The organism is Bacillus sp. FSL K6-4563 (assembly GCF_038630405.1).
In the GTDB taxonomy this organism is placed as follows: domain Bacteria; phylum Bacillota; class Bacilli; order Bacillales; family Bacillaceae; genus Bacillus; species Bacillus pumilus.
This window is the reverse complement of record NZ_CP152030.1, coordinates 2,345,345-2,369,003: the sequence shown is the minus strand read 5'-3', so window position 1 is coordinate 2,369,003 and position 23,659 is coordinate 2,345,345. Positions and strand designations below refer to the sequence as shown.

The window sequence follows — 23,659 nt, the reverse complement described above, 5'->3', positions numbered from 1 at the left end:
ATGGTTTTATTTTTATCATAGTCTGGAGGAGATAGAAGTGGATCAACAAGCCATGTGCATCACATTAGTAGCAGGACCCAATAGTGAGCTGGAATCTTTTGCACTGCGTGCAGCACTTGAAAACTTCGGCGCGAAAGTCGATATGCATTGGATTGGAAGACCGAATGACCTGATTCATGTGTTATCTGGTAGAAATAGAAGAGAAATAGATTACCTTCTTTTATCGTTTCACGGTGAAGAAGGAGCATTGATCATGCCTGAATTAGGGGAAGATGTATACGAAGATGAGGAGCCTAGAGGCGTTGCTTTTGGAGCGGATGAAATCAAGCAGTATGCTTCATTAAAGGGGATTCACGTCATTTCTACAGGTTGCACACTAGGTGAGAAAAAATTAGCAGATGCCTTCTTAGAAGCAGGTGCCATGTCCTATATAGCGCCGGATGATTACATTGATGGAGATGCGGCATTTATCTTTGTATTGACCTTGCTTTATGAGCGCTTAAACAATACAAAGACGGTCAGAGCGGCTTTTGATCGAGCGAGTTCGATTGATGAAGAAACGAGATTATTTCAACTATATATGCAAAAATAATGATAGGGCTGAGAAATCAAGCCCTTTTTCTATTCCTCTTTTAAAATGTGTCTAAAGTGTGACGATTATGTTTTTTGAAAACTAAATTAGGTTCGCACAAAGTCTATCCTACAAACACACGTCATCAAGGCATGACGCCATCACGAGAGGGGAATTATTGTGTCAATGAAATGGAAAATCAGTCTCGTCCTATGCGGACTTGCAATCATCATCGGAATTGCTGCATTTTATCATAATCAGCAGGCAAGTGGGACGGAGAAGAAGAAGGTAGAACCAGATGCGAGTTATAAAGAAGTTGAGATAGTCACCCTCGTGAATGACGGGAGATACATGAGATATGCTGTCAACTATCCGGTCTTTCATCAAGAAAAGCTAGATCAAGAGATGAAAAGATTTGCAGAAACAGCGCTAGACAAATTCAAAACATCATTTAGCGAAGCGAGCGATGTCGATGAAGAGAATCGATACGAATTAAATATAGATTACGAGATTATTCATTATGCCAAGCAAACTGCTGCGATTAAATTCAATACATATGAATTGAAAGGCGGAGTAAAAGGCGCACATCAAACGAAGATATTCAATTTTGATTTCAAGAAACAGCATTTTTTATCAATAGATGATTTATTTTTATCAAAGAAAGAAGATCTGCAAAAACTGTCTCAAATGACATTTGAGGAGTTAAAGAAAGATCGTTCTCTTGCTGAAAATGAGCATTTACTCAAGCAAGGAACGTCTCCTGCGGCAGAGCATTATCAGTATTTTGCCATCAAGGATCGTTTTATTGAATTCTACTTTCCAGTAGGGCAAATCGGATCAGACAAACAAGGCTCTCAAGTGCTGGCGATTAAAAAAACCCTGCTTAAAGGAATGCTAAAGCCTGAATATATTAATAAAGAAAAGAACAAAAATGAGAAAAAAGAACCGATCCCAAAAAGAAAGATCGTAAAACTGCCAAAACAGTCAGCGTTTAATCCAAATCAAAAAGCCATTGCCCTTACGTTCGATGATGGACCAAATCCATCAACGACCTCAAAAATTTTAACAGCTTTAAAAGAAAACAAAGGACATGCGACATTTTTTGTATTAGGCAGCAGGGTTCAATATTATCCCGATATGCTAAGTAAAATCAGAAAGGGTGGGAATGAAATCGGAAATCATTCCTATAGCCATCCTTTACTCACAAGACTGCCATTAAAACAAGCCGTCAAACAGGTAGAAGAGACCCAGCAAATCATTGAAAAAGCGAGCGGTTTTACACCGACTCACTTTAGACCGCCATATGGAGGAACAAACGGGCAAATCAACGCGGCTGTCAATATGAAAGTCACGCTTTGGGACGTAGATCCTGAAGACTGGAAATATCGCAACAGCCAGTACGTCGCGAGCTACATTCTCACACATGCGTCTAGCGGAGAAACCGTCTTAATGCACGACATCTATGACACCTCGGCAAATGCAGCTGTCACGATTATCAAGGAATTAACCAAACAAGGATATCAATTGTTGACAGTGTCAGAGCTTGAGCAGTGGAAGGAAGCGCGGGCGAAGAAAGGTGAATTGAATACGTAATGATCATGCGAATCTTAGTGGATTCGCATCTTTTTTTAAAGCCAATTATGAAAATAAAGGGAAATGATGTTAAAATGAGTGTGGAAAGGGAGGGCTTCGGATGGTATTGATGAGGTTGATCAGCCTATATATGCTGACAGCGTTTTGTTTGGGTTTTATCGTCAATTATGTACCTGGTTTGATGCTGCCCATCTATATTCTTGCGATGATCGGGCTCATTTTATGTCTCGTTCATATTGCGCTGCATTATATTCGTCGAATCAGATATATGTTGCTTCATGAAAAACGGTAAGAATTGTCTAATTGCTTTCTCTAAAAAACTTCCCTCTAAATGAGAGAAGTTTTTATTTTTTCGGTTTTTGATGTTCTAACAGTTGTATGATTTTCTCGTTTGACTCTTTCATTTGTCTTAATAAAGAAACGATATTCCCAGTAAACCCAATGAGGACAATAAGTAAAATGATGATGATCCACATGCTATGGCCTCCTACCTGCTCACGAATGCTGTTTTGCTTCCTTATCCATTACCTTGTCAAGGATACAGTATAATGAATGTATTGAAATGAACAGTTCGTGCTATTTATTCGACAATTGATGTAAACAGAGAATGATTGGGGAGATTTCTTTGAAACGAGTAGACGTAGTATCAGCTATTATTTATGATGAGGAAGAAAATATGTTAATGGTCAAAAATGTAAAGGGATATTGGGAACTTCCAGGCGGTACTGTAGAAAAAGGTGAACACCTGCAGCAGGCCGTGGTCCGTGAGGTGAAAGAAGAGACAGGGTATGTTTGCAAAGTAAATGAACTTCATTCGGTTCGATAAGTATTCTTTCACGATAAAATGCATCATGCACTCATCGTGACCTTCTTTGCGGAAATCATCGGCGGGCAGATGAACATTCTAGATCCGGATCATGATATTCTAAATTTGAAACCAAGGGTGATCAACCCTTGGTAGATGTATTTATTTCACCTCTGAATTATAAAGGTGGATCTTCAATCATAATTCTTTAACACGATTGCTGAATTATGTCCGCCAAAGCCAAAAGAATTTGATAGTCCATATTTCATTGGAAGATTTCGCGTTTTTGAGACAACATCTAAGTCGCAATCTGGATCTAAATTCTCTACATTAATAGTTGGAGGAATAATTCCTTGTCTCAAACTTTCCACTAAAGCAATTGCTTCTACTCCACCAGCAGCACCAAGCATGTGACCAGTCAATGATTTGTTTGCAGTTGTTGGAATTTTGCGGGAATGTTCACCAAACATTTTCTTAATAGCTAGAATTTCTGAACGATCACCTATTTGTGTACTTGTTGCATGAGCACTAATAACATCAATTTCACCTGTTGATATATTTGCACTTCTCAATGCTTTTTTCATTGCTAAGTAGGCACCCTTACCTTCTGGGTGTGATGCTACCATATGATGAGCATCTGAACTAGCTCCGTATCCCACTACTTCACATAATATCGGCGCATCTCTAAGAATAGCGTTTTCTAATGATTCTAATACTAAAATACCTGCGCCTTCACTCATAACAAAGCCATCTCTATCTGTATCGAACGGACGGCTGGCTCGACTTGGATCTTGGTTTTTTGTAGATAGTGCATGGGCGTTTCCAAAACTAGCCAAAGATAACTGTGTGATTGCAGCTTCTGCTCCACCGGCAAATATAATATCTGCCTCATCATTTCGGATAGCATTGAAAGCCTCACCAATAGAGGTGTTCCCGATTGAACAGGCCGTTACTGGTGATAATGACGGGCCTTGTGCCCCTAATCTAATACTTATTTGAGCCGCAGCTGCATTTGAAATCATCATTGGTACAAGGCTAGGGCTTACTCTTGCGGGACCTCGTTTATTTAATACATTCACATTATCAACAAGTGATTGTATACCTCCGATCCCTGAACCAACGTATACCCCTAAACGTTCAAGATCAACCTTATCTAACTGTAATTGTGATTTTTCTAATGCTTGTTCGGCTGCTGCTAAAGCAAACTGACTAAATCGATCTAAACGTTTGGCTTCTTTCCTCCCAAATATTCCATCTACATCGAAATCACGAACCATTCCAGCTATCTTTGTTTTATAATCAATAGTATCAAAAGAATCAATTAGAGATATTCCCGATTGACCTTTAACTAGTTGATTCCAAAAGCTATTTACATCATTTCCTAGAGGCGAAATAATTCCCATTCCAGTAATGACAACTCTTTTCATAATAATTCCCTCCTTATTTTTTATTAACTTTAACTTTTGTGTTATCCTATTACAGTTGTTGTTTATCCTAGTATAATTAGCACTATTTAAAAAGGAGATTTTAATGAAACCTGAAACAAGACTTCAAGCTTTATCAGAATTTCTAAAGAATCAACGTTCGAAAATTACTCCTCAAATGGTTGGTTTACCTGTAGGAACCCGCAGAAGAACACCAGGACTAAGAAGAGAGGAAGTGGCTCAACTAGCCGGTGTAAGTCTTACATGGTATACATGGTTAGAACAAGGTAGAGATATAAAAGTGTCTACTTCGGTATTAGATGCTATTTCTCGAGCATTACAATTAAATAACGATGAAAGGAGATATTTGTATGCTCTAGCGTTAGAGGAAGGAGTGAAACAACCCTTTATAAATGAGAAGGAGAAGGAAATCAGTCCGGCTTTAGTGAAAATTTTGCAGGAACTTCGTTATTGTCCAACAATTATATCAGATAGAAGAAGTCAGATTGTTGGGTGGAATCAAGCAGCAGCTAATGTATTTTTGGATTTTGAACAAATCACCCCAGCAGAAAGGAATATAATACGCTTACTATTCGCAAGAAAGGAATTTAAAAGTTTAGCAGTGAATTGGGAGCATTTTGTTAGAGGATATATCGCAATATTTAGAACGTATTATGGACAGTATGTGGCTGATGACTGGTATGAGCAATTTATACAAGAAATGGAACAGGCATATCCTGAGTTTCATAAAATTTGGAATGAAAATGAGATAAGCTCTGCTCCTGAAGTATTAATTGAGTTTCGTCATGCTAAGGTAGGTAAAATGTTGTTTAATCTTACTTCGTTACAAGTGCATGGAGATACTGATTTAAGATGCAGCGTCTATACTCCAGTTGAGAAAACTGAAACTGAGCTTAAGTTAAAACGTTTAATTGAAAGCTAACCATATAAAACATATGATGAATTCTAAATTCTTTACCGATCGTTCTGGAATTTGCTATGCTTGAAACACGTTAGATCTAACTGTTTTGCTACTCAAACGAGAGTGATTATTCTTTATTATTTTAGAATGAGGGAGGGATGAATGCATCAATGATTCTTAGTCCTTTCTCAGAATTAAGAGGTAATACGTTCTAAGGTGGGATTATGTCTAGAAATAAATTTGATAAAAAAGAGCATTAAGAAAACATTGGGGCTTTTCTGGGAACAGGGTTATGAAAAAACATTCATGCAAGACTTGGTGACATATGGGTGTTCATCGCAGAAGTATAATTCTTTACTTATCGTTCTAAAAAGGGTATTATGTAATCATGGTTTGTAATTCATGTGTTTATTTTAGAATGTTCATTCTATAATGGATGATGACTTTTGTTTTTGTTAGTATTGGTTCATGGATTTTTTTAAGGAGAATTAAAATGGCTAGAAGTAAAGAGTTTGACGAAAAAGAAGTATTAAGAAAAGCAATGGAGTTATTTTGGGAACAGGGCTATGAAAAAACATCCATGCAAGATTTGGTGGATCATATGGGGATACACCGTAGGAGTATATATGACACATTTGGCGACAAGCGTTCATTGTTTTTAGCTTCCCTTCATCATTATGAAGAGCTCATCGTTAATGAGATGGAAAGCATAATCAGCAGCACTTCATCCATTAAACAGACGATACGTGATGTTTTTATTTTCGTACTGAATTCCATTAAACAATACCCAAAAGGATGTCTATCAGTAAATGCAGCCATTGAATTATCTTTGTTGGACAAAGAAATTGGGCGCATCGTTACAAAAATGTTTAATCGTACTGAAGATATGTTTAATTCCCTTATAAAACAGGGTCAAACTAATGGAGAGCTATCAAAAGAAATCGATTCTGATAACATATCTCGTTTCTTACACAACAATTTGGTAGGTATAAGAGTACTAATAAAAACTGATTACAGTAAAAAAGAATTAGAAGGCATCATTTCTCTAGCACTTTCAGTGTTGGACTAGCTTTCTTTTTTTACCCTTTTTAGAATGTTCATTCTAAAATAAGCATGAAACAAACCATCATAATGCATAGTTATAAATCGTTTTTTAATTTCTAAGGAGGAACACAAAAATGAGAAATTTTAAAATACCAACAGAATCAGAATTTATTGAAGCAGAAGGAACTCGTTACGCATATAGGAGATTTGGTACAAAAGATGGTATACCAGTAGTATTTCTTGTTCACTTTAGAGGAACGTTGGAAAACTGGGATCCAGACATGCTTGAACCTATTGCAAATAAACGCCCAGTAATCTTATTTGACAATAAAGGGGTTGGTGAGACCGATGGACTAACGCCTACTACAATTGCTGATATGGCAAAAGATACAGCAACATTTATAAAAGCACTTGGATTAGAACAAGTCGACATTCTTGGTTTTTCCATTGGTGGCATGGTTGCACAAGAGCTAGCTTTACAAGAAGGAGATTTAGTAAGAAAAATGATTTTGGCAGGTACTTCACCTGAATCTGGTATTAATCCAAATCCAGAGATTTTTGAAAGAATGAATCGTCACGGCGGAACGGAAGAAGATGGAATAAATGATTTTATGTTCTTTTTCTACGAACAAACCGAAACAAGTAAATCAGCAGGAATAGCTTCACTACAAAGAATTTTTAATCAGAAAAAAGTAAATAGTTCGGAACAAGTAAAAGAGGCACAATTACAAGCTATTGCAAAATGGGCTAAACAAAAATCTAATCATGATTATGAATGGTTACAAAACATCAAACACCCTGTACTTGTTACTAATGGTGTTAATGATGTGATGGTACCGACTAAAAACAGTTATATCTTAGCAGAGAAATTACCCAAAGCACAGCTGATTATATATCCTGATTCTGGTCACGGGCATCTGTTTCAATATCCAGAACTATTTGCAGAACACGTAAATTTATTTCTTGATTCTAATTCTTATTAAAAAGGAGAGTATTCATATGAGCAAATTATTTGAAAAAGTTCGTATCGGAAACATTGAATTAAAAAATCGTATAGGTATGGCTCCGATGACTAGAAATAGAGCTTTACCAGATGGTACGCCGAGCGATTTAGTAGCTGAGTACTATGGTCAGCGTGCTTCAGTCGGTTTAATTATAAGCGAAGGAACCCAACCTTCAGATGATGGGCAAGGTTACACGAATACACCTGGTATTTATACAGAAAATCATATTAGAGGGTGGAAAAAAGTAACTTCTAAAGTTCATAGTGAAGGCGGTCATATTTTTATTCAGCTTATGCATGTAGGACGTGTATCACACCCTGATAACACACCTCACCACCGCCAAGCAGTTGCACCGTCAGCTATTGCACCTGGTGTAGAAATTTTCACGGCAGAAGGAATGAAAGAAATTCCAACACCAAGAGAACTGAGTGAGCTTGAGATAAAAGATGTTATCAATGAGTTTCGTTTAGCAGCACGTTCAGCAATTGAAGCTGGTGCAGACGGAGTTGAAATTCACGGAGCGAATGGTTATCTGATCCAACAATTCCTTAGTGAAAACTCCAATCATCGTCAAGATGCATACGGTGGTACGATTGAGGGGCGTTCTCGATTCGCAATTGAAGTAGCTAAAGCAGTTGTTGATGAAATAGGAGCAGAAAGAACAGGCATCCGTTTTTCTCCTCAAGGAACACTGCAAGGCATTGATGAGGGGGAGAATAGCCTTGAGATGTATCGCTATTTAATAAGTGAATTAAATAAGCTTAACCTTGCTTATCTGCATTTAATGCACTTTGGAAACGAGCAATTCCTAAAAGATGTGCGTCAACTTTGGGACCAAGCACTTCTTGTTAACCGTCCAGGTCGTCCTCTAGATCAACTTTCGTCTGATGTAGATAATAATCTTGCAGATGTTGTCACAGTAGGCACTTGGGTACTAGCTAATCCAGACTTTGTAGAACGGATTCATTCAGGTGCTCCTCTAAACGAACCTGATAAAAACACGCTCTATGCAGGAGGAAAAGAAGGCTATACAGATTATCCTTTCTTAAAATAATTTAATTAATTATGAATATCCCATCTAGGGATATTCATATCTTTTTTTCTTAGATTCTTTATAAATAGATACATGTGCGTTAATTAAAAATGTGAAGGATTGTCATGAAAGTTTTAGCGATTGAAAACTACGGTGAAAAACCAAATTTTTTTAGACTTCCCTAAGCCCAAAATAAATAATGGCGAGGTCTCAGTTGAGATATATGCGGCAAGTATAAATCCTCTTATACAAAAATTACAATTATCGATAACCTACATCCATAGTAACAACTCGCAGTAAGAAACGCTGTAAAACGTTTTAAAGGTTTAATTAAACTAAAAATGGAGGTGTGCTGTAAAATGAAAAAAACTGTTCTTATCACCGGGGTATCGGGTGGAATTGGCAAAGAGTTGGCGGATCGTTTCGCCAAGGGAGGATATAATTTGGTGCTGGTGGCGCGTAGCGAGGGTAAGCTTTTGGAGCTCGCAAAGGAATATAGGAAAAGATATGGCAGTCAAGCGACGGTCATCGCAAAGGATGTGGCTTCACCCGGTGTGCCGAAAGAGATTTTTGCGGAGCTCAAGGAGAAGGGGATCGTCGTCGACTATCTTGTCAATAATGCCGGCTTCGGTTTGTACGGGACGTTCTTGGAGACGCAGTTAGAACAAGAGACGAATATGATTGACGTCAATATCAAGGCTCTGACTGTTATGACGAAACTGTTCTTGCCGGATATGGTCAAACGGGGCCAAGGAGGCGTGATGAATGTGGCTTCGTTGGTGGCTTTCTTCCCAGGACCTATGATGTCGGTTTACTACGCAACGAAGGCGTACGTGCTGTCGTTCACTGAGGCTTTGGAGAACGAACTGAGCGGTACAGGGGTGACTGTGACGGCACTATGTCCGGGACTGACGTCAACCGGCTTTGTTGAACGTTCGGGTATTGGGGAATCGAAGTTGTTCCAGAGTGGTGCTATCATGGAGGCCGGGCAGGTGGCTGAGGAAGGGTACCGAGGCTTCTTACGCGGCAAGACGTTCATAATGCCAGGGGCTCGAAACCGGTTCATGGCATTCCTTCCACGACTGATGCCGCGCAAAATGGTGACCCGTATGGTCAGATCCACACAGCAAAGAACAGGGCATTGACCTAATTGAGGGTGACCAGGGGGGAGTGGCAGTTGATTATGATCTGCCATCTAGCCAAGATCTCGTATTGGAATAAATCGTTCACTAAAAAAGTTACAGAGATTTTTATAAAGACGGAAACCTTCTTATTTGATCTACTGAAACATGGTCAAGAACAAGGAGAAATATTTTTAAGGAGAGAATAATATGAAGTACACAGTTATTACAGGAGCAAGCTCAGGTATCGGATATGAGACAGCATTAGCATTTGCTGCTCGTGGCAAAAACTTAATTATTGCAGCTAGAAGATTAGATAAATTAGAAGAACTTAAATCAACCATTCAGAATCTAAATCCTAGTTTAGATGTTATTATTCGGACAAGTGACCTATCTGTCAAAGATCAGGCATATACACTGTATAACAGTTTAAAGGAGTATCAAATTGAGACTTGGATTAATAATGCTGGTCTTGGTGAAACCTCTTCTGTCATAGATCAGAATTTAGATAAAGTAGAAACCATGTTACGCGTGAACATAGAATCCTTGACAATCCTTTCTACACTATTTGTAAGAGAATATGCTGATGTAGAGGGAACTCAATTAATTAACGTATCCTCAGCACTTGGATATGTAATTGCTGTTGGCAGTGTTGCTTACTCTGCTTCTAAATATTATGTTAGTGCCTTCACCGAAGGGCTTGCAAAAGAACTTGAACTGAAAGGTGCGAAAATGAAGGCAAAAGTTTTAGCACCAGCAATGACGGAAACAGAATTCGCAAAACATGCAAATGATATAAAAGAGTTTGATTACAAAGCAAATCTCCCTATGTACCACACAGCTAAGCAAATGGCAGGTTTTATGATGGAGGTTTATGACAAAGATGAAGCGGTTGGGGTTGTAGATGAAAACTATGAATTTAAGTTGAGAAAGCCGATCTTTCCAATACTAGAAAGCCTTTAAATCTAATTTTCATATATATGGTAACATAATCGTTTAGCGATGGCACCAATGACACGTAGCAGAGCGCAAGAGATAAGTATAACTTATGGCAAATATCAAGGTTCCACAAACAGTTTGGGACTGGGAAGTGACTCTCTATTTTTGTAACAAAAAAAAGGAATGAAAAGTAGTTTTTAAATTGAACCTGCAAAATGGACAGTAATGCTTAAAAAAGGCATACAACTGAAAAATGCTTGACGCATGAATTGCGCTACACTGGCTGACGTGTACTGCATTCGAACGCTATGGGCTGATGAACTCTAACATCTGTTCTACTGATTGAGTGTGGGAACACCAGCTGTAATAATCTCAAGGAAGGATGCTAATGAAAAAATGAAAACACTCATGAAAGCAGCTCAGATCACCAAGTATTCAAAAAATATCCATGCCAAAGTCAATGACATTCCAATTCCAGAAATCGATGAAAACGAAGTCTTGGTAAAGGTCAAAGCTGCGGCAGTCAATCCACTCGAAATGTTAATTATTACAGGCAGCGTGAAACTGATTCAAGATTATGAATTCCCATTAACGCTTGGTAATGAATTGACAGGAGTTATCGAAAAAATCGGAAAAAATGTGACAGAATTTCACGTAGGAGATGCCATCTATACACGTCTTCCCCTTAAAAAAATTGGTGCTTTTGCGGAATATGCCGCAATTGATGCTGCCGCAATTGCACCCATGCCAAAAAATTTGTCTTACGTGGAAGCCGCTGCTGTACCACTGGCTGGACTCACAGCGTATCAAGGTCTACATGAAGAACTTGAGGCACAGTCAGGTAAATCTGTCTTCATTCCAGGTGGATCAGGCAGCTTTGGTCAAATGGCTGTACCAATAGCAAAGGAAATGGGCCTAAATGTCATTGTTAGTGGCAACTCAGAAGCGCGCGAACGCACTTTGGAAATGGGTGCAGACCAATATTTGGATTATGCAATAGAAAACTATGTTGACTTGTTGTCGAATGTGGATTACGTGATTGATACACTGGGACCTAAAGAATTTGACAGTGAATTGAGTATCATCAAACCGGGCGGAAGATTGCTCTCTCTCCGTACAGGACCAAATAAACGTTTCGGGAAATACCTAAATTCCCCATTGTGGAAACGAATATTATTTTCCCTTGCTGGCGCAAATTATGACCGCAAAGCTAAGAAACAAAACGTGGAATATCATTTTATTTTCGTTCGTTCTGACGGCGCACAACTTAAAGAGATTACCAAAATCATTGAAGAAAACAACATTGTTCCAGCAATTCATCCAATACTATTTACTATAGACAACGTAAATGAAGCGCTAGAACTAGTCGCAAATGGACGACCAAAAGGGAAAGTGATTATTAATTTTTAAGGGGAATATGAAGAAAGCAGTCAAAAAATTGAGATCATTTATGTAAAGGATTTTGAAAGGATAGAAAACTTCAGCAAGCCGGAGTTCTGTACAGTAATTATAAAACATGGAGAACTAGCCATCCAATTTTTCCTATAAAAAAGTTGGATTTAAGACAGGTGGTTACTTTAACAGACATGCCACGACATGGTAATTACTGTCTGTTTATAAAAAACACTATATTTAGACTAGAGATTAAAATTCTTAATCAATAAGATGAAAAATAAAGAACGATCCTTGTTTTGACTTACCATTTTAACCATAATTCACATAAACGTATAGAAACGATGGCAAATGAATATAAGGAGTGTAATGGAATTAAGTTCCATAACCAATGATATGGTTTTATTATGTTGAGTGCTTAGTGGAATGAAAAGAAGCCGGAATTTAGACCGGCTTCTTTGATATTATTTCCCCTTCTCCCGCTTCCGTTTCTCCTTCTCCGCCCGGTAAAATTCATGAAACATCTTCATCAGCGCCCGCTTCTCAATACGGGATACATAGCTCCGCGAAATCCCGAGCTCCTTTGCTATTTCCCGCTGCGTTTTTTCTTTCTTTAAATCAAGACCGAACCGGCCGACGATGACTTCTTTTTCTCGGCCGTCGAGAATGTCGATATACTCCTTTACTTTTTCAAGCTCCATGTTGAGCTGAATGGTATCGATCACATCTTCACTTTCTGATTTTAAGACATCAATTAAAGAAATTTCGTTGCCTTCTTTATCCTGACCGATGGGGTCATGTAAGGAGACATCCTTTTTTGTTTTTTTGAGCGCGCGTAAATGCATCAGAATTTCATTTTCAATACACCGCGCCGCATATGTTGCCAGCTTTGTTCCTTTTCCAGAGGAATAGCTTTCGATGGCTTTAATGAGTCCGATCGTCCCGATGGAGATGAGGTCTTCAGCGTCTTCCCCGGTATTTTCAAATTTCTTGACAATATGGGCGACGAGCCGAAGGTTATGTTCAATCAGCATGTTTCTTGCATGTTCATCGCCCTGTGCCATGAGGGCTAAGTATTTTTTTTCATCATCTCCCGAAAGGGGCTGTGGAAAGGCATTGTTTTTGACATAGGACACTAAGAACACCAATTCTTTGACCATCAATCCCATCGCTGTAAATACTCCTGCCACGATTTTCACCTCCACCATGTTTAGGCCACTGCCTATATCCTCAAATGTATGTGAAGGGGGGATTGTCTGTGTCTGTACGATGAAAAAATCATCTTTTTCGAAAAAAACGGGCTTCTGTTCGTCTGTTTCTGCTGCCTTGCTCATATGTTTGCGGTTTCTTTGCGGTGCTTGGCGGTCAAGAAGCGTGCTAAAATATGTAATATTAGACCGAAAAGGAAGGGGTTTTTTCGGAACATGGGGAAGGTTCTTTCTTCACATGTAGGTATGAAAATTAATGAATGGTATCGAATGATACGGCAGTTCAGTGTTCCAGATGCGGAAATCCTGAAAGCAGAAGTAGAAGCGGAAATTGAACGGATGGAAGAGGACCAGCATTTACTGATTTATTATCAGCTCATGTGTTTTCGGCACCAGATCATGCTTGACTATATACACCCTTCAAAATATCAACCTTTCTCAGTATCTAATCTTGTCGATAAAATCGAAAACTCCAATCATGAGCTATCTGATATGCTGCATTATTACCATGCATTTTTTCGTGGCATGCATGAGTTTAGTCAAAAAGAATATTTAGAAGCCGTCAAATATTACCGAGTGGCAGAAAAACAGCTGTCTATGGTATTTGATGATATTGAGCAGGCTGAGTTTCATTTTAAAGTAGCAGAAGCCTACTATATTATGAAGCAAACGCATGTCTCGATGCATCATATTTTAAAGGCGCTGGAAATATACGATCAGCATGATGCTTATTCAATTCGCATCATTCAGTGCCTGTTTGTGATTTCAGGAAACTATCAAGATTTAAAACGAAAAGACCGGGCACTGCCTCATTTAAAAAAGGCAAAACAGCTCGCATCACAAATCGATCACCCGCGGATATACAGTTCAGCGCTTTATAATTTAGGGAAATGTTATGGGGAACTGGGCTACCTTGAGGAAGCAGAACGCTATTTAACAGAATCGGCTGATATTGCCAGTAAAGAGCAACTTCCCACGCTTCCACATACGCTCTATACGCTGGCAAAACTGCTTTTTAGACAAAATGAACAAGGAGCAGCATGCCGCATATTAGAAGATGGAAAATTAGCTGCAAAGAAGCATGAAGACCAGCTGTTCTGTCATATGTTTGAGTATCTAGATGCTTTATATGTTCAAGAAATGAATGAAGAACAACTGCAAAAAACCATTGATTATTTGGAAAAACTTAGCCTATACTCTTATATAGAGGATATCTCACTAGAAATTGCGACAGCCTTAGAAGCCTCTCAACAATACCAGAAGTCCAACCAGTATTATCAGAAATTATTATGGGCTCAAAATCAAATCCAAGAAGGAGAGTGTCTGTATGAATTCTAAGCAACGTTCGACAGTTGAAGAGAGAAACCAAACGTGAAACAAAAAGCGGGCCTGATGGCCAGCTTTTTTTATGTAAAAAAAGAAGTCAGAGATGCAGTTCGTGACCATGAATGCTGAATGAATCATTAAAAAGCGGGCAATTTAATCTGTAAGAATGTTCTGTGGAGGCGGTCAAATGAGAGGGTTGCATGTCTTGCTGTGTATATTACTGCTATGCACGTTTGTTCCTAATAAAATAGAAGCTCGAACATTAAAAAGAATCGACCTAGAAAAAACAGGACGAGCTTTTTGGGACATGAGACAGGAACGAAAAAAGATTGCACTGACCTTTGATGATGGACCTCATCCAGTGTACACGAATCAAGTCTTAGACGTGCTGAAGGAGCATCAAGTGAATGCCAGCTTTTTTGCTATAGGCAGCCGGATTCATACATATCCAGACATTGCGAAACGAATCGTAGGCGAGGGAAATGAGCTTGGCAACCACACGATGAATCATACGTATTTTGACCTGTTATCTTCAAAGGAGATCAAGCAGGAGCTAAAAGAATCAGCGGCTCATATCGCTTCACTTCAGCCTGGTGGGCCCTTATTATTTCGTCCTCCTGGTGGCCGCTTGACGATGAAATCTTTCCGGATTTTGTCTAAACAAGGATATGATGTGGTCATGTGGTCCTTTACGCAAGATCCGAAGGACTGGTCAAGACCAGGCTCACACAAAATTGCGAGCAGGATTATTGATCACATTCAAGGCGGCGATATTATTCTTTTGCATGATGGTGGGGGAAACCGGAAGCAAACGGTTGAAGCACTGAAACAAGTAATACCTGAATTAAAGGATCGAGGATATGAATTTGTTAAAGTGAGCGAACTACTGCATCATGACAAAGCGTATGTACCAGTTCAACTGCAATAGGAGATTCGTCAAAAACAGTCATTCATTGAAACCAAAAGTCTTGTCGTTTACTATATGAAGAGGGCTTTTGGAGGTGAATGTTGTGAAGAAATATGTTGTCCTTTTCATCCTACTTTGTGTCGCTGCTGGGTGCTCAAAGCCAGAACAAGAAAGTGTCATTGCATTTGGCGACAGCAATACAAAGGGATCAAACTGGGACTTTCGAGATTATCCAACATCTGAAAAATGGGTGAATCTCATGAAAAACGTCGAGCGCGGTCAAATTCAAGTGAAGAACGCAGGAATTGGCGGGCAGACGACTGAAGATGCGAAGCTGCGCTTTGAGCAGGATATTTTAAAGCAGAAACCAACTTACGTCCTCATCATGTTTGGGACGAATGATGCGGCGATTTTAGACGGGAAACATCCCCGAGTGACGAAAAAAAGGTTTAAAGAAAACGTAACCTACTTCATTTCTGAGAGTAGAAAAGCAGGCATTACCCCGATTCTCATGACCTGTGTACCTGTTGTAGAAGGCGGAAAAAAGGGCTTGTATTATTACTCTAGGTATAAGTCATCTTATTTTGCTGAGAGAGGCGGGGCAAGAGCTTGGCAAAATTCCTATAATGATATCACGAGAGAAATAGCCAAGGATCATCAAGTACCGCTTGTCGACAACTGGAAAGCGTTCATCCGAGAAGCAGGCGAAGATAGTGACAATGCGTTGATTCAATCAGGTTTGATCGACCCTTCTGGCAATCATATGACGCCAAAAGGGGCAAGAATCATTTATAACGAAATCAAAGAGCGTGATGTCATCAAACATTTTTAAATGATGGCCATCTGCCTAAACAAGATCATCCATTTAGCATAGTCTAACAGTATATCTTCCTAGAAGGAGGTAACTGATATGTGGGGATGCCCTTATCCTTACCCTGCGTGTTCGCCTTATCCAGCTCAAGGAGCAGGAATCGGTTACGCTTTTCTTGTTGTATTCCTTGTGGTTATTTTGGTCGTAGGTGGAGGGTTATGGTTTTGGAATGAACAGCCTTGCAAATAAGACACCTCTTCTTTACTTGAGAAGGGGTGTTTTTTACGGAAAATAGTAGTAAGCCTATAGCGCAAGTGATATAATATCAGTCACCTGAGTTTAAAAAAGAGAATGCTCGGGAGGCATGGTTCCTGTGATATGGAATTAAGAGGAAACAGAGAGCATATGCCCGAGCGAACGTCTTTTCATTTCTGTCTCAATTAATTCAATGAAGTCGCGATTTAAGTTCATTTCATTTGCTTTATAATACGATTCTATAAGTAAATCATCTGACAGCTTTTTCATACTAGAAACCCATATGATGGGAAAAACACCTCCCCTGAAAAAGTTGGCATAAAACTTGAGGAAAAGACATATCATCATAGGTTGATCGAATGTCTCTGAAGTACCTTTAATCTACCATGAATGGGAAACAAGAACAATCGTTCTGTTATCCACATGGTGAAGTGGATAACTTGTGGGTAGAGTGTTTATAATTGAATGAAAGCGTGATGAAATATAGGTGGATAATGTGTGTAAAATTATCCACAACTGTTGAAGGTCCTCGTCATATGTCGAAAACTTTTTCATTGTATTCGATAGACAGACAAATTGTGATTTGATTCGACACTATCGCTGAAAAACCAATGGAAGAAAGGGTGCAAATTGTGCTAAAGAAGTATTTCTTACCGGATGAATTTGTGAAAAGCATTTTCCACATTTCACCGCAAAAACTAAAAGAACGAAATGTAAAAGGAATTATTACCGATTTAGATAACACACTAGTAGAATGGGATCGTCCAAGTGCGACGCCCCGCTTAATTGAATGGTTTCAAGAAATGAAGGATCACGGGATACAAGTGACGATTGTATCGAACAATAATGAAAAAAGGGTCAAGCTTTTTTCTGAACCAGTTCATATTCCGTTTATTTATAAAGCGAAAAAGCCGATGGGAAGAGCTTTTAATAAGGCCGTCGCTGATATGCAATTGAAAAAAGAAGATGTGGTTGTCATTGGGGATCAGCTCATGACCGATGTTCTAGGCGGGAATCGTCACGGCTTCCATACGATTTTGGTCGTCCCTGTTGCTGCCTCAGACGGATTTATCACTAAGTTTAACAGGCAGATTGAACGCAGAATTTTAGGAGCCTTAAAGCGTAAGGGCCACATTCAGTGGGAGGAAGAGTAATAATGGAAAAGGTTGTTTGTATTGGCTGCGGTGTAGCCATTCAGACGGAAGATAAAGATCAATTAGGATATGCGCCGGCAGCATCTCTATTGAAAGAAGATGTGATCTGTCAGCGCTGTTTTAGGTTAAAGAACTACAATGAAATACAAGATGTTTCTTTAACAGAAGACGACTTTTTAAATATATTGCACAGTATCGGAGAGACAGATTCTCTGATTGTCAAGGTCGTTGATATTTTTGACTTTAACGGAAGCTGGATTAATGGGCTGAGTCGTATTGTCGGTGGTAACCCGATTTTACTCGTCGGCAACAAAGTAGATATTTTACCGAAATCCGTGAAAAAAGATCGTTTAATTCATTGGATGAAACGGGAAGCGAAAGAAAACGGATTGAACCCGATCGATGTTTTCTTAATCAGTGCAAGCAGAGGTCAGGGCGTACCTGAGGTGATGGAAGCGATCGATCATTACCGCGAAGGAAGAAATGTCTATGTCGTCGGCTGTACGAATGTTGGGAAATCCACATTTATCAATCGAATCATCAAAGAAGTATCTGGTGAAGAGAACGTGATCACCACATCCCAATATCCAGGTACAACACTTGATGCCATTGAGATCCCGCTTGATGACGGATCTGCTCTATTTGATACGCCGGGCATTATCAACCGTCATCAAATGGCGCACTATGTCAGTAAAAATGACTTGAAGATCTTAACGCCGAAAAAAGAATTGAAACCGAGAACGTTCCAATTAAATGAAGCTCAAACGCTTTATTTTGGCGGGCTTGCTCGATTTGATTATGTAAAAGGCGGCAGAACGTCATTTGTCTGCTATATGCCAAATGAGCTGAACATACACAGAACAAAGTTAGAGAACGCAGATGATTTATATGAAAAACATGCCGGTGAACTGCTATCACCGCCATCAAAAGAGGGGATGGAAGATTTTCCTCCACTCGTTCCACATACCTTTACCATTGATCAGCCGAAAATGGATATCGTCTTCTCAGGCTTAGGGTGGATCACGGCAAATGATGCAGGTAAGCAAATCAAAGTCTATGCGCCAAAAGGCGTGCATGTGTTTATGAGACGTTCGTTAATTTAAATGTTCAGAGGGGGAGAGACCTTGAAACCTTTATACGGAGTAATCGGTAACCCTGTTGGCCATTCAATGTCTCCGGATATTCATAATGCAGCATTAAAGGATGCTGGAATTGATGGACATTATCATGGCTTTCAAGTAGAAAATGATGACCTGAAAGATGCCATTAGCGGTATGAAAGCCTTAGGAATCAGCGGCTTTAACGTCACTGTTCCGCACAAGGTAGACATCATGCAGTACCTGGACAAAATTGATGTGACAGCTGAACGCCTGCGTGCCGTCAATACGGTGCGGCTTGAAGGAGGTCGGTTCGTCGGGTACAACACAGATGGAGAGGGCTTTCTTCATTCATTGCTTGAAGCCTTGGATCAGCCTTTATCAGAGCTGTCATTTCTAATGATTGGTGCTGGCGGAGCGGCAAATGCGATTTATACGACAATCGCTGACTATGAACCGAAAAGCTTTGATATCACCAATCGTACCATTGAAAAAGCTGAGGCTTTAATTGAAAGTGCAGATGGGAACTTCACTTCTAGTGCCGTTACATTAAAGACGGCGGAAGAGCAGCTTGGGGAATATGATGTCATCATCCATACAACCTCAATTGGTATGCACCCGAATGTTGAAGAAACCCCGATTTCTTTAGCAAACGCAAAAAAAACAGCGGTTGTATGTGATATTGTGTATAATCCAATAGAAACAAAACTGCTCAGAGAAGCAGCCGGGTTAGGTTTGAAAACAGTAGATGGTGTCGGCATGTTTGTTGGACAAGCAGCTAGAGCCTTTGAACTGTGGACAGGCATCACGCCTGACGCAAGAAAAATGAAGTCAATTGTGATACAGAAATTAGGAGGAACACCATGTTAAAAGGGAAACAAAAACGTTTTTTACGTGCAAAAGCACATCATTTATCACCTATTTTTCAAGTAGGAAAAGGTGGGGTAAATGACAATATGACCAAGCAAATTTCCGAGGCGCTTGAAGTAAGAGAATTGTTAAAGGTCAGCATATTACAAAACTGCGACGAGGACAAAACGGAAGTTGCGAAAGCACTTGTCAAAGGTGCAAAAGCTGAACTTGTTCAAACGATCGGAAATGTGATTGTCCTTTATAAAGAATCAAAGGAAAATAAACAAATTAAGCTGCCGTAAAGGTGGATGTGATATGAAAAAAATAGGGTTGTTTGGCGGTACGTTTGATCCTCCTCATAATGGGCATTTGCTGATGGCAAATGAGGTGCGTTTTCAAGTAGGGCTTGATGAAATTTGGTTTATCCCAAATCACAAGCCTCCTCATAAAACAGAACGGAAGCGAGCAGATAGTCGTCACCGGGTGAAAATGGTGGATGCGGCGATCCAGTCAAATCCACATTTTCGATTGGAGCTCATTGAAATGGAGCGAGAGGGTCCATCTTATACAGTAGATACGGTGGAGCTTTTAAAGAAGCGTCATCCTGAAGATGAGTTCTTTTTTATGATTGGAGCGGACATGGTCGAGTATTTGCCAAAATGGCATCGGATAGATGATTTGCTTCAGATGATTACTTTTATTGGGATGAAAAGACCGGGTTATACCGGAAATACGACATATCCTCTTTTATTTGCAGATGTTCCAGCTTTTGATGTATCATCGACATTGATTAGGCAGCGAATCATGCAGGAAAAACCTGTCGATTATTTGATACCGAAAGCTGTTGAGCGTTATATAAAGGAGCATCACTTATATGAATCGTGAAGAAGCATTAAGCTGTGTCAAAGAGCAGTTAACAGAGCATAGATATACACATACACTCGGGGTTATGGAGACAGCTATTTCTTTAGCGGAACGGTTCGGTGCAGATGTGAAAAAAGCAGAGATCGCCGCTATTTTTCATGATTATGCGAAATTTAGGCCAAAGGATGAAATGAAGGGGATTATCCAGCAGAAACAGATGAACCCTCTATTGCTGGAATATTCGCCCGAGCTTTGGCATGCCCCAGTTGGTGCCTATTTGGTTAAAAAGGAAGCAGCTATTAACGACCAAGACATTTTAACGGCTATTGAATTTCATACATCAGGCAGACCAAACATGACGTTACTTGAAAAGGTCATTTATGTCGCTGATTATATCGAACCAGGACGTCATTTCCCTGGTGTTGAAGAAGTAAGAGAGTTAGCAGAGCAAGATTTGGATAGTGCACTGATTCAGTCACTAAAAAACACGATCAGCTTTTTATTGAAAAAGAATCAGCCAGTCTATCCAGATACGCTTGCGACTTACAACTCACTTGTGCATAAGAACAATTAAGGAGGAATTTGGATGGATTCATCATCAATTTTAAACGTCGCGGCAGGAGCGTGCGATGATAAACGGGCTGAGGATATTATTGCCCTTAATATGCAAGGAATCTCACTTGTTGCCGATTATTTTCTCATTTGTCACGGGAACTCTGATAAACAAGTGCAGGCCATTGCAAGAGAAGTGAAACATCTTGCAGAGGAAAGTGGAATCGAAGTGAAGAAGATGGAGGGCTTTGATGAAGCAAGATGGGTATTGATTGATCTTGGTGATGTCATTGCTCATGTGTTCCACAAAGAAGAAAGAGGATACTACAACCTAGAGAAGCTATGGGGAGATGCGCCGAGAGAAACGCTTTCACTTGGCATTAACTCATGATTTATCAAGGGTTTGCAGGTGTGTATGACGAGCTCATGACACATGCACCTTATGATGAATGGGTTCAGTGGATCCAGCAGAATATCAAACCGAATGCTGCCATTATTGATGTTGGCTGTGGAACTGGAGAGATTTCTCTTCGGTTAGCTGAAAAGGGTCACGCAGTCACTGGAATTGACCTCAGTGAAGAAATGCTGGCTTTCGCGCAGCAAAAAGCACAGGCGAAAAAGCAGTCCATTCAATTTTTACATCAAGATATGAGAGAGCTGACGGGTTTTGAGCAAGTCTTTCAAGCGGCGGTTATATGCTGTGATTCCTTGAATTACTTAAAAAACGAAAATGACGTCAAAAAAACCTTTAAAAACATGTTTCAGCTTTTAGAGGCAGATGGGGTTTTACTCTTTGATGTTCATACTCCTTATAAAATGGAAGAGGTATTCCCAGGTTCGACTTATGCCGATCAAGATGAAGAGATCAGCTATATTTGGCAGAGTGATAAAGGGGATGACATGTATTCGGTCATTCACGATTTAAGCTTTTTTGTAAAGGACGGAGACGTGTATCAGCGTTATGATGAGACACATGAACAGCGTACATTTCCATTTGAGACCTATGCGGCGTTCCTTGAGTCCGCTGGCTTTGAACAAATAGAAGTGACCGCTGATTTTACAAATGAAGCGCCCGGGGAATTCGCCGAAAGATATTTCATTTCAGCTAAGAAACCAAAAACCATCGTTTAATGGAACGATGGTTTTTTAAAACCCTTTTTTCGCTTGTTGCAGAGTTGATTAATTTCTGCGATCATCAGTAAACACACTTGGCGGATATTGATGCGCAACCGCTTCAAGATCTTCATCAAATTTTTCATGGGTGTTTTGAAAAAGGCGGTGGAACATATCTTGAACACCTGCTTCAAGTGCTTTAATCCCTTCACCCGTAACGCCGCCTTTTACACACACTTTGTCTTGCAGCGTCGGAAGGGTATAGACTCTTTTTTCAATCAAACGGCCAAGCCCTACAAGCATATCTTCTGATAAGGTGGTGGCTTCTTCTTTAGAAATATCTGTTTCTTCAACGGCTGCTTCAATCATTTTCTGAACGAGGAAGCTGATAAAGGCAGGACCGCAGCTGACGATATCTGACGCCGCTCTTGTAATCGAATGATGAATTTCAATGGGTGTTGAAATGCAGGAAGCTAACTGTCTTAATGCTGTTTTCGTCGCGACATTGCATGACGATCCAAATGTTAAAAGTGACGCACCTGATAAAGCGCGGTTCGTAATGCTTGGAATCAGCCTGGCTGTTTGACAAGGAACGATATCCTGAAGCTGTTCAGGATGAACCGGACTTGTAATGATGACAATGGTTTGGTGCTCTTTTAAAAGAGGGCTCAGCTCTTTTAAAAGAGGATAAATATCAAGCGGCTTGACACAAACAAAGATGAAATCTTTATCCATGACAGCTCCTGTAAGCTGTTTTGTTACTTCAAGCTCTGGGTGGTTCTTTTTTATATTGAACGCTTTTTCTATGGTCCGGTTTGTAATGGTGATGGATGAGGGATTGACTGCCTTTGATTCAATAAATGCCTCAGTAAGTATGGTACCCATGTTTCCTGTACCGATTATCCCGATATTCAAACGTTCTCCCTCCTTAGGCGCATAGGATCTGTTATCTTCTAAACAGTATGTTGAGCAATATAAAAATATGATTGAAAGAAGCGTGAGCACGTGAAGCGACTCATTCCATTGAAAAAATACAGTCTTTATATCGGAGCTGGGCTCATGGGCACGATCATCATCACTTTCTTCCTTTTGGCAGGAAATAAGGAGAGCACTAGAGAGCCAAGTGTATTGAAGGGCGATCAAGACAAACAAGTCACATTAGAAGACAAAGAAGAAAAAACCGATAATGAATCATCCTCCATTTTTGTGGAAGTTAAAGGGGCTGTAAAAAAGCCAGGTGTTTATACGTTTCAATCTGATGCACGGGTAGAAGAAGCCATTCGAAGAGCAGGAGGTTTTACTAGTAAAGCAGACACGATTGAAATTAATCAAGCAGCAAAATTAGAAGACAGTATGATGATTTATGTCCGGAAGCAGGGAGAAGCAGAAAGAGAGGCACAAATAGCAGTTGTAGATGCTCCATCGGGTAATGAAAAGAGTCAAGGTGTCAATGTGAATCAGGCTGATGCAGCGGAATTGCAAACCATTAATGGAATAGGGCCAGCTAAAGCAGAAGCCATCATTACGTACAGAGAGGAACACGGAGAATTTCAACAAATTGAAGATTTGCGGAACATTTCAGGTTTTGGGGAGAAGACCATTGAACGGCTGAAAAATGAATTGACCGTTAAGTAGAATTGACGGTATAGAAGGAAGGCATGTACACTTAATA

29 protein-coding genes and 1 pseudogene are annotated in these 23,659 nt (G+C 39.7%); 25 read left to right on the top strand and 5 right to left on the bottom strand.

Translation table 11 applies throughout. The features are described from left to right. Nucleotides 1-52 precede the first annotated feature (52 nt). The 3 genes from MHH54_RS11955 (at nucleotide 53) to MHH54_RS11945 (ending at nucleotide 2,456) form a co-directional block, all read left to right on the top strand. Nucleotides 53-592 (top strand): delta-aminolevulinic acid dehydratase, encoded by a 540-nt coding sequence (locus MHH54_RS11955; RefSeq protein ID WP_095117944.1) that lies wholly within the window; start codon nucleotides 53-55, stop codon nucleotides 590-592. 159 nt (nucleotides 593-751) lie between these two features. Beyond that, nucleotides 752-2,164 (top strand): polysaccharide deacetylase family protein, encoded by a 1,413-nt coding sequence (locus MHH54_RS11950; RefSeq protein ID WP_342500275.1) that lies wholly within the window; start codon nucleotides 752-754, stop codon nucleotides 2,162-2,164. Between the two features lie 100 nt (nucleotides 2,165-2,264). Next, nucleotides 2,265-2,456, top strand: a complete 192-nt coding sequence (locus MHH54_RS11945) for a hypothetical protein (protein ID WP_003217441.1) — start codon at nucleotides 2,265-2,267, stop codon at nucleotides 2,454-2,456. A gap of 52 nt (nucleotides 2,457-2,508) precedes the next feature. On the opposite strand, the gene MHH54_RS11940 is transcribed toward MHH54_RS11945, so the two are convergent. Continuing rightward, nucleotides 2,509-2,640: a hypothetical protein gene (locus MHH54_RS11940; protein WP_003217310.1), complete on the bottom strand. Its 132-nt coding sequence runs from the start codon at nucleotides 2,638-2,640 to the stop codon at nucleotides 2,509-2,511. Nucleotides 2,641-2,789: 149 nt separating this feature from the next. Between MHH54_RS11940 and MHH54_RS11935 the strand changes: the two genes are divergently transcribed. Then, nucleotides 2,790-2,990 (top strand): NUDIX hydrolase, encoded by a 201-nt coding sequence (locus tag MHH54_RS11935; protein WP_003217377.1) that lies wholly within the window; start codon nucleotides 2,790-2,792, stop codon nucleotides 2,988-2,990. Between the two features lie 173 nt (nucleotides 2,991-3,163). Here MHH54_RS11935 and fabF read toward each other — a convergent pair whose 3' ends face one another. Then, complete coding sequence (gene fabF, locus MHH54_RS11930; protein WP_342500274.1) at nucleotides 3,164-4,396, bottom strand: beta-ketoacyl-ACP synthase II; 1,233 nt, start codon at nucleotides 4,394-4,396, stop codon at nucleotides 3,164-3,166. A 103-nt stretch (nucleotides 4,397-4,499) separates the two neighbouring features. Here fabF and MHH54_RS11925 point away from each other — a divergent pair, with 103 nt between their 5' ends. The 8 genes and pseudogenes from MHH54_RS11925 (at nucleotide 4,500) to MHH54_RS11890 (ending at nucleotide 11,866) form a co-directional block, all read left to right on the top strand. After that, complete coding sequence (locus MHH54_RS11925; protein ID WP_003217523.1) at nucleotides 4,500-5,336, top strand: helix-turn-helix transcriptional regulator; 837 nt, start codon at nucleotides 4,500-4,502, stop codon at nucleotides 5,334-5,336. Between the two features lie 203 nt (nucleotides 5,337-5,539). After that, nucleotides 5,540-5,664 (top strand): annotated as a pseudogene (locus MHH54_RS11920) (TetR/AcrR family transcriptional regulator); the annotation flags it as partial. A gap of 144 nt (nucleotides 5,665-5,808) precedes the next feature. Beyond that, on the top strand, nucleotides 5,809-6,384 hold the full coding sequence (locus MHH54_RS11915; RefSeq protein ID WP_003217451.1) for a TetR/AcrR family transcriptional regulator: 576 nt from the start codon (nucleotides 5,809-5,811) through the stop codon (nucleotides 6,382-6,384). A gap of 109 nt (nucleotides 6,385-6,493) precedes the next feature. Beyond that, nucleotides 6,494-7,342 (top strand): alpha/beta hydrolase, encoded by an 849-nt coding sequence (locus tag MHH54_RS11910; protein WP_003217483.1) that lies wholly within the window; start codon nucleotides 6,494-6,496, stop codon nucleotides 7,340-7,342. A 16-nt stretch (nucleotides 7,343-7,358) separates the two neighbouring features. Continuing rightward, nucleotides 7,359-8,417 (top strand): alkene reductase, encoded by a 1,059-nt coding sequence (locus MHH54_RS11905; RefSeq protein ID WP_003217428.1) that lies wholly within the window; start codon nucleotides 7,359-7,361, stop codon nucleotides 8,415-8,417. Between the two features lie 338 nt (nucleotides 8,418-8,755). Next, a complete protein-coding gene (locus MHH54_RS11900; protein WP_003217300.1) occupies nucleotides 8,756-9,541 on the top strand; it encodes an SDR family oxidoreductase in 786 nt (261 codons plus the stop codon). Nucleotides 9,542-9,727: 186 nt separating this feature from the next. After that, on the top strand, nucleotides 9,728-10,480 hold the full coding sequence (locus MHH54_RS11895) for an SDR family NAD(P)-dependent oxidoreductase (protein WP_003217405.1): 753 nt from the start codon (nucleotides 9,728-9,730) through the stop codon (nucleotides 10,478-10,480). A 372-nt stretch (nucleotides 10,481-10,852) separates the two neighbouring features. Further along, nucleotides 10,853-11,866 (top strand): NADP-dependent oxidoreductase, encoded by a 1,014-nt coding sequence (locus MHH54_RS11890; protein WP_003217281.1) that lies wholly within the window; start codon nucleotides 10,853-10,855, stop codon nucleotides 11,864-11,866. 446 nt (nucleotides 11,867-12,312) lie between these two features. On the opposite strand, the gene sigK is transcribed toward MHH54_RS11890, so the two are convergent. After that, the gene (gene sigK / locus MHH54_RS11885; protein WP_034620857.1) at nucleotides 12,313-13,038 is read right to left on the bottom strand and encodes an RNA polymerase sporulation sigma factor SigK; all 726 of its coding nucleotides are present in this window, start codon (nucleotides 13,036-13,038) and stop codon (nucleotides 12,313-12,315) included. Nucleotides 13,039-13,272: 234 nt separating this feature from the next. Between sigK and MHH54_RS11880 the strand changes: the two genes are divergently transcribed. From MHH54_RS11880 to MHH54_RS11865, 4 genes are all read left to right on the top strand, one after another. After that, nucleotides 13,273-14,394: a Rap family tetratricopeptide repeat protein gene (locus tag MHH54_RS11880; protein WP_003217469.1), complete on the top strand. Its 1,122-nt coding sequence runs from the start codon at nucleotides 13,273-13,275 to the stop codon at nucleotides 14,392-14,394. 175 nt (nucleotides 14,395-14,569) lie between these two features. Then, nucleotides 14,570-15,310: a polysaccharide deacetylase family protein gene (locus MHH54_RS11875; protein WP_003217495.1), complete on the top strand. Its 741-nt coding sequence runs from the start codon at nucleotides 14,570-14,572 to the stop codon at nucleotides 15,308-15,310. An 82-nt stretch (nucleotides 15,311-15,392) separates the two neighbouring features. After that, nucleotides 15,393-16,121, top strand: coding sequence for a GDSL-type esterase/lipase family protein (locus tag MHH54_RS11870; protein WP_223251261.1), 729 nt, complete (start codon nucleotides 15,393-15,395; stop codon nucleotides 16,119-16,121). Between the two features lie 78 nt (nucleotides 16,122-16,199). After that, a complete protein-coding gene (locus MHH54_RS11865; protein ID WP_003217499.1) occupies nucleotides 16,200-16,349 on the top strand; it encodes a hypothetical protein in 150 nt (49 codons plus the stop codon). 135 nt (nucleotides 16,350-16,484) lie between these two features. On the opposite strand, the gene MHH54_RS11860 is transcribed toward MHH54_RS11865, so the two are convergent. Further along, nucleotides 16,485-16,625 (bottom strand): sporulation histidine kinase inhibitor Sda, encoded by a 141-nt coding sequence (locus MHH54_RS11860; RefSeq protein WP_003217327.1) that lies wholly within the window; start codon nucleotides 16,623-16,625, stop codon nucleotides 16,485-16,487. A 362-nt stretch (nucleotides 16,626-16,987) separates the two neighbouring features. Here MHH54_RS11860 and MHH54_RS11855 point away from each other — a divergent pair, with 362 nt between their 5' ends. Genes MHH54_RS11855 through MHH54_RS11820 form a run of 8 tightly spaced genes read left to right on the top strand, consistent with a single transcriptional unit; the run spans nucleotide 16,988 to nucleotide 22,005 of the window. Beyond that, the gene (locus MHH54_RS11855; protein ID WP_034620856.1) at nucleotides 16,988-17,509 is read left to right on the top strand and encodes a YqeG family HAD IIIA-type phosphatase; all 522 of its coding nucleotides are present in this window, start codon (nucleotides 16,988-16,990) and stop codon (nucleotides 17,507-17,509) included. A 2-nt stretch (nucleotides 17,510-17,511) separates the two neighbouring features. After that, nucleotides 17,512-18,612, top strand: a complete 1,101-nt coding sequence (gene yqeH / locus MHH54_RS11850; RefSeq protein ID WP_044139444.1) for a ribosome biogenesis GTPase YqeH — start codon at nucleotides 17,512-17,514, stop codon at nucleotides 18,610-18,612. Nucleotides 18,613-18,633: 21 nt separating this feature from the next. Further along, a complete protein-coding gene (gene aroE / locus MHH54_RS11845) occupies nucleotides 18,634-19,476 on the top strand; it encodes a shikimate dehydrogenase (protein WP_342500273.1) in 843 nt (280 codons plus the stop codon). Further along, a complete protein-coding gene (gene yhbY, locus MHH54_RS11840) occupies nucleotides 19,470-19,760 on the top strand; it encodes a ribosome assembly RNA-binding protein YhbY (protein ID WP_342500272.1) in 291 nt (96 codons plus the stop codon). The genes aroE and yhbY overlap by 7 nt, the downstream gene beginning before the upstream one ends. Nucleotides 19,761-19,773: 13 nt before the next feature. Further along, the gene (locus tag MHH54_RS11835; RefSeq protein WP_342500271.1) at nucleotides 19,774-20,343 is read left to right on the top strand and encodes a nicotinate-nucleotide adenylyltransferase; all 570 of its coding nucleotides are present in this window, start codon (nucleotides 19,774-19,776) and stop codon (nucleotides 20,341-20,343) included. Continuing rightward, nucleotides 20,333-20,896 carry a bis(5'-nucleosyl)-tetraphosphatase (symmetrical) YqeK gene (yqeK, locus tag MHH54_RS11830; protein ID WP_106035373.1) on the top strand — a complete coding sequence of 188 codons (564 nt, stop codon included), beginning with the start codon at nucleotides 20,333-20,335 and terminating at the stop codon, nucleotides 20,894-20,896. The genes MHH54_RS11835 and yqeK overlap by 11 nt, the downstream gene beginning before the upstream one ends. A 12-nt stretch (nucleotides 20,897-20,908) precedes the next feature. Continuing rightward, nucleotides 20,909-21,265, top strand: a complete 357-nt coding sequence (rsfS, locus tag MHH54_RS11825; RefSeq protein ID WP_003217467.1) for a ribosome silencing factor — start codon at nucleotides 20,909-20,911, stop codon at nucleotides 21,263-21,265. Next, a complete protein-coding gene (locus tag MHH54_RS11820) occupies nucleotides 21,262-22,005 on the top strand; it encodes a class I SAM-dependent methyltransferase (protein WP_106035374.1) in 744 nt (247 codons plus the stop codon). Before rsfS ends, MHH54_RS11820 begins: the two co-directional genes overlap by 4 nt. Before the next feature lie 48 nt (nucleotides 22,006-22,053). Here MHH54_RS11820 and comER read toward each other — a convergent pair whose 3' ends face one another. Continuing rightward, nucleotides 22,054-22,902, bottom strand: a complete 849-nt coding sequence (gene comER / locus MHH54_RS11815) for a late competence protein ComER (RefSeq protein WP_003217379.1) — start codon at nucleotides 22,900-22,902, stop codon at nucleotides 22,054-22,056. A 90-nt stretch (nucleotides 22,903-22,992) separates the two neighbouring features. Here comER and MHH54_RS11810 point away from each other — a divergent pair, with 90 nt between their 5' ends. Continuing rightward, on the top strand, nucleotides 22,993-23,622 hold the full coding sequence (locus MHH54_RS11810; RefSeq protein WP_106029126.1) for a helix-hairpin-helix domain-containing protein: 630 nt from the start codon (nucleotides 22,993-22,995) through the stop codon (nucleotides 23,620-23,622). Nucleotides 23,623-23,659: the final 37 nt, after the last annotated feature.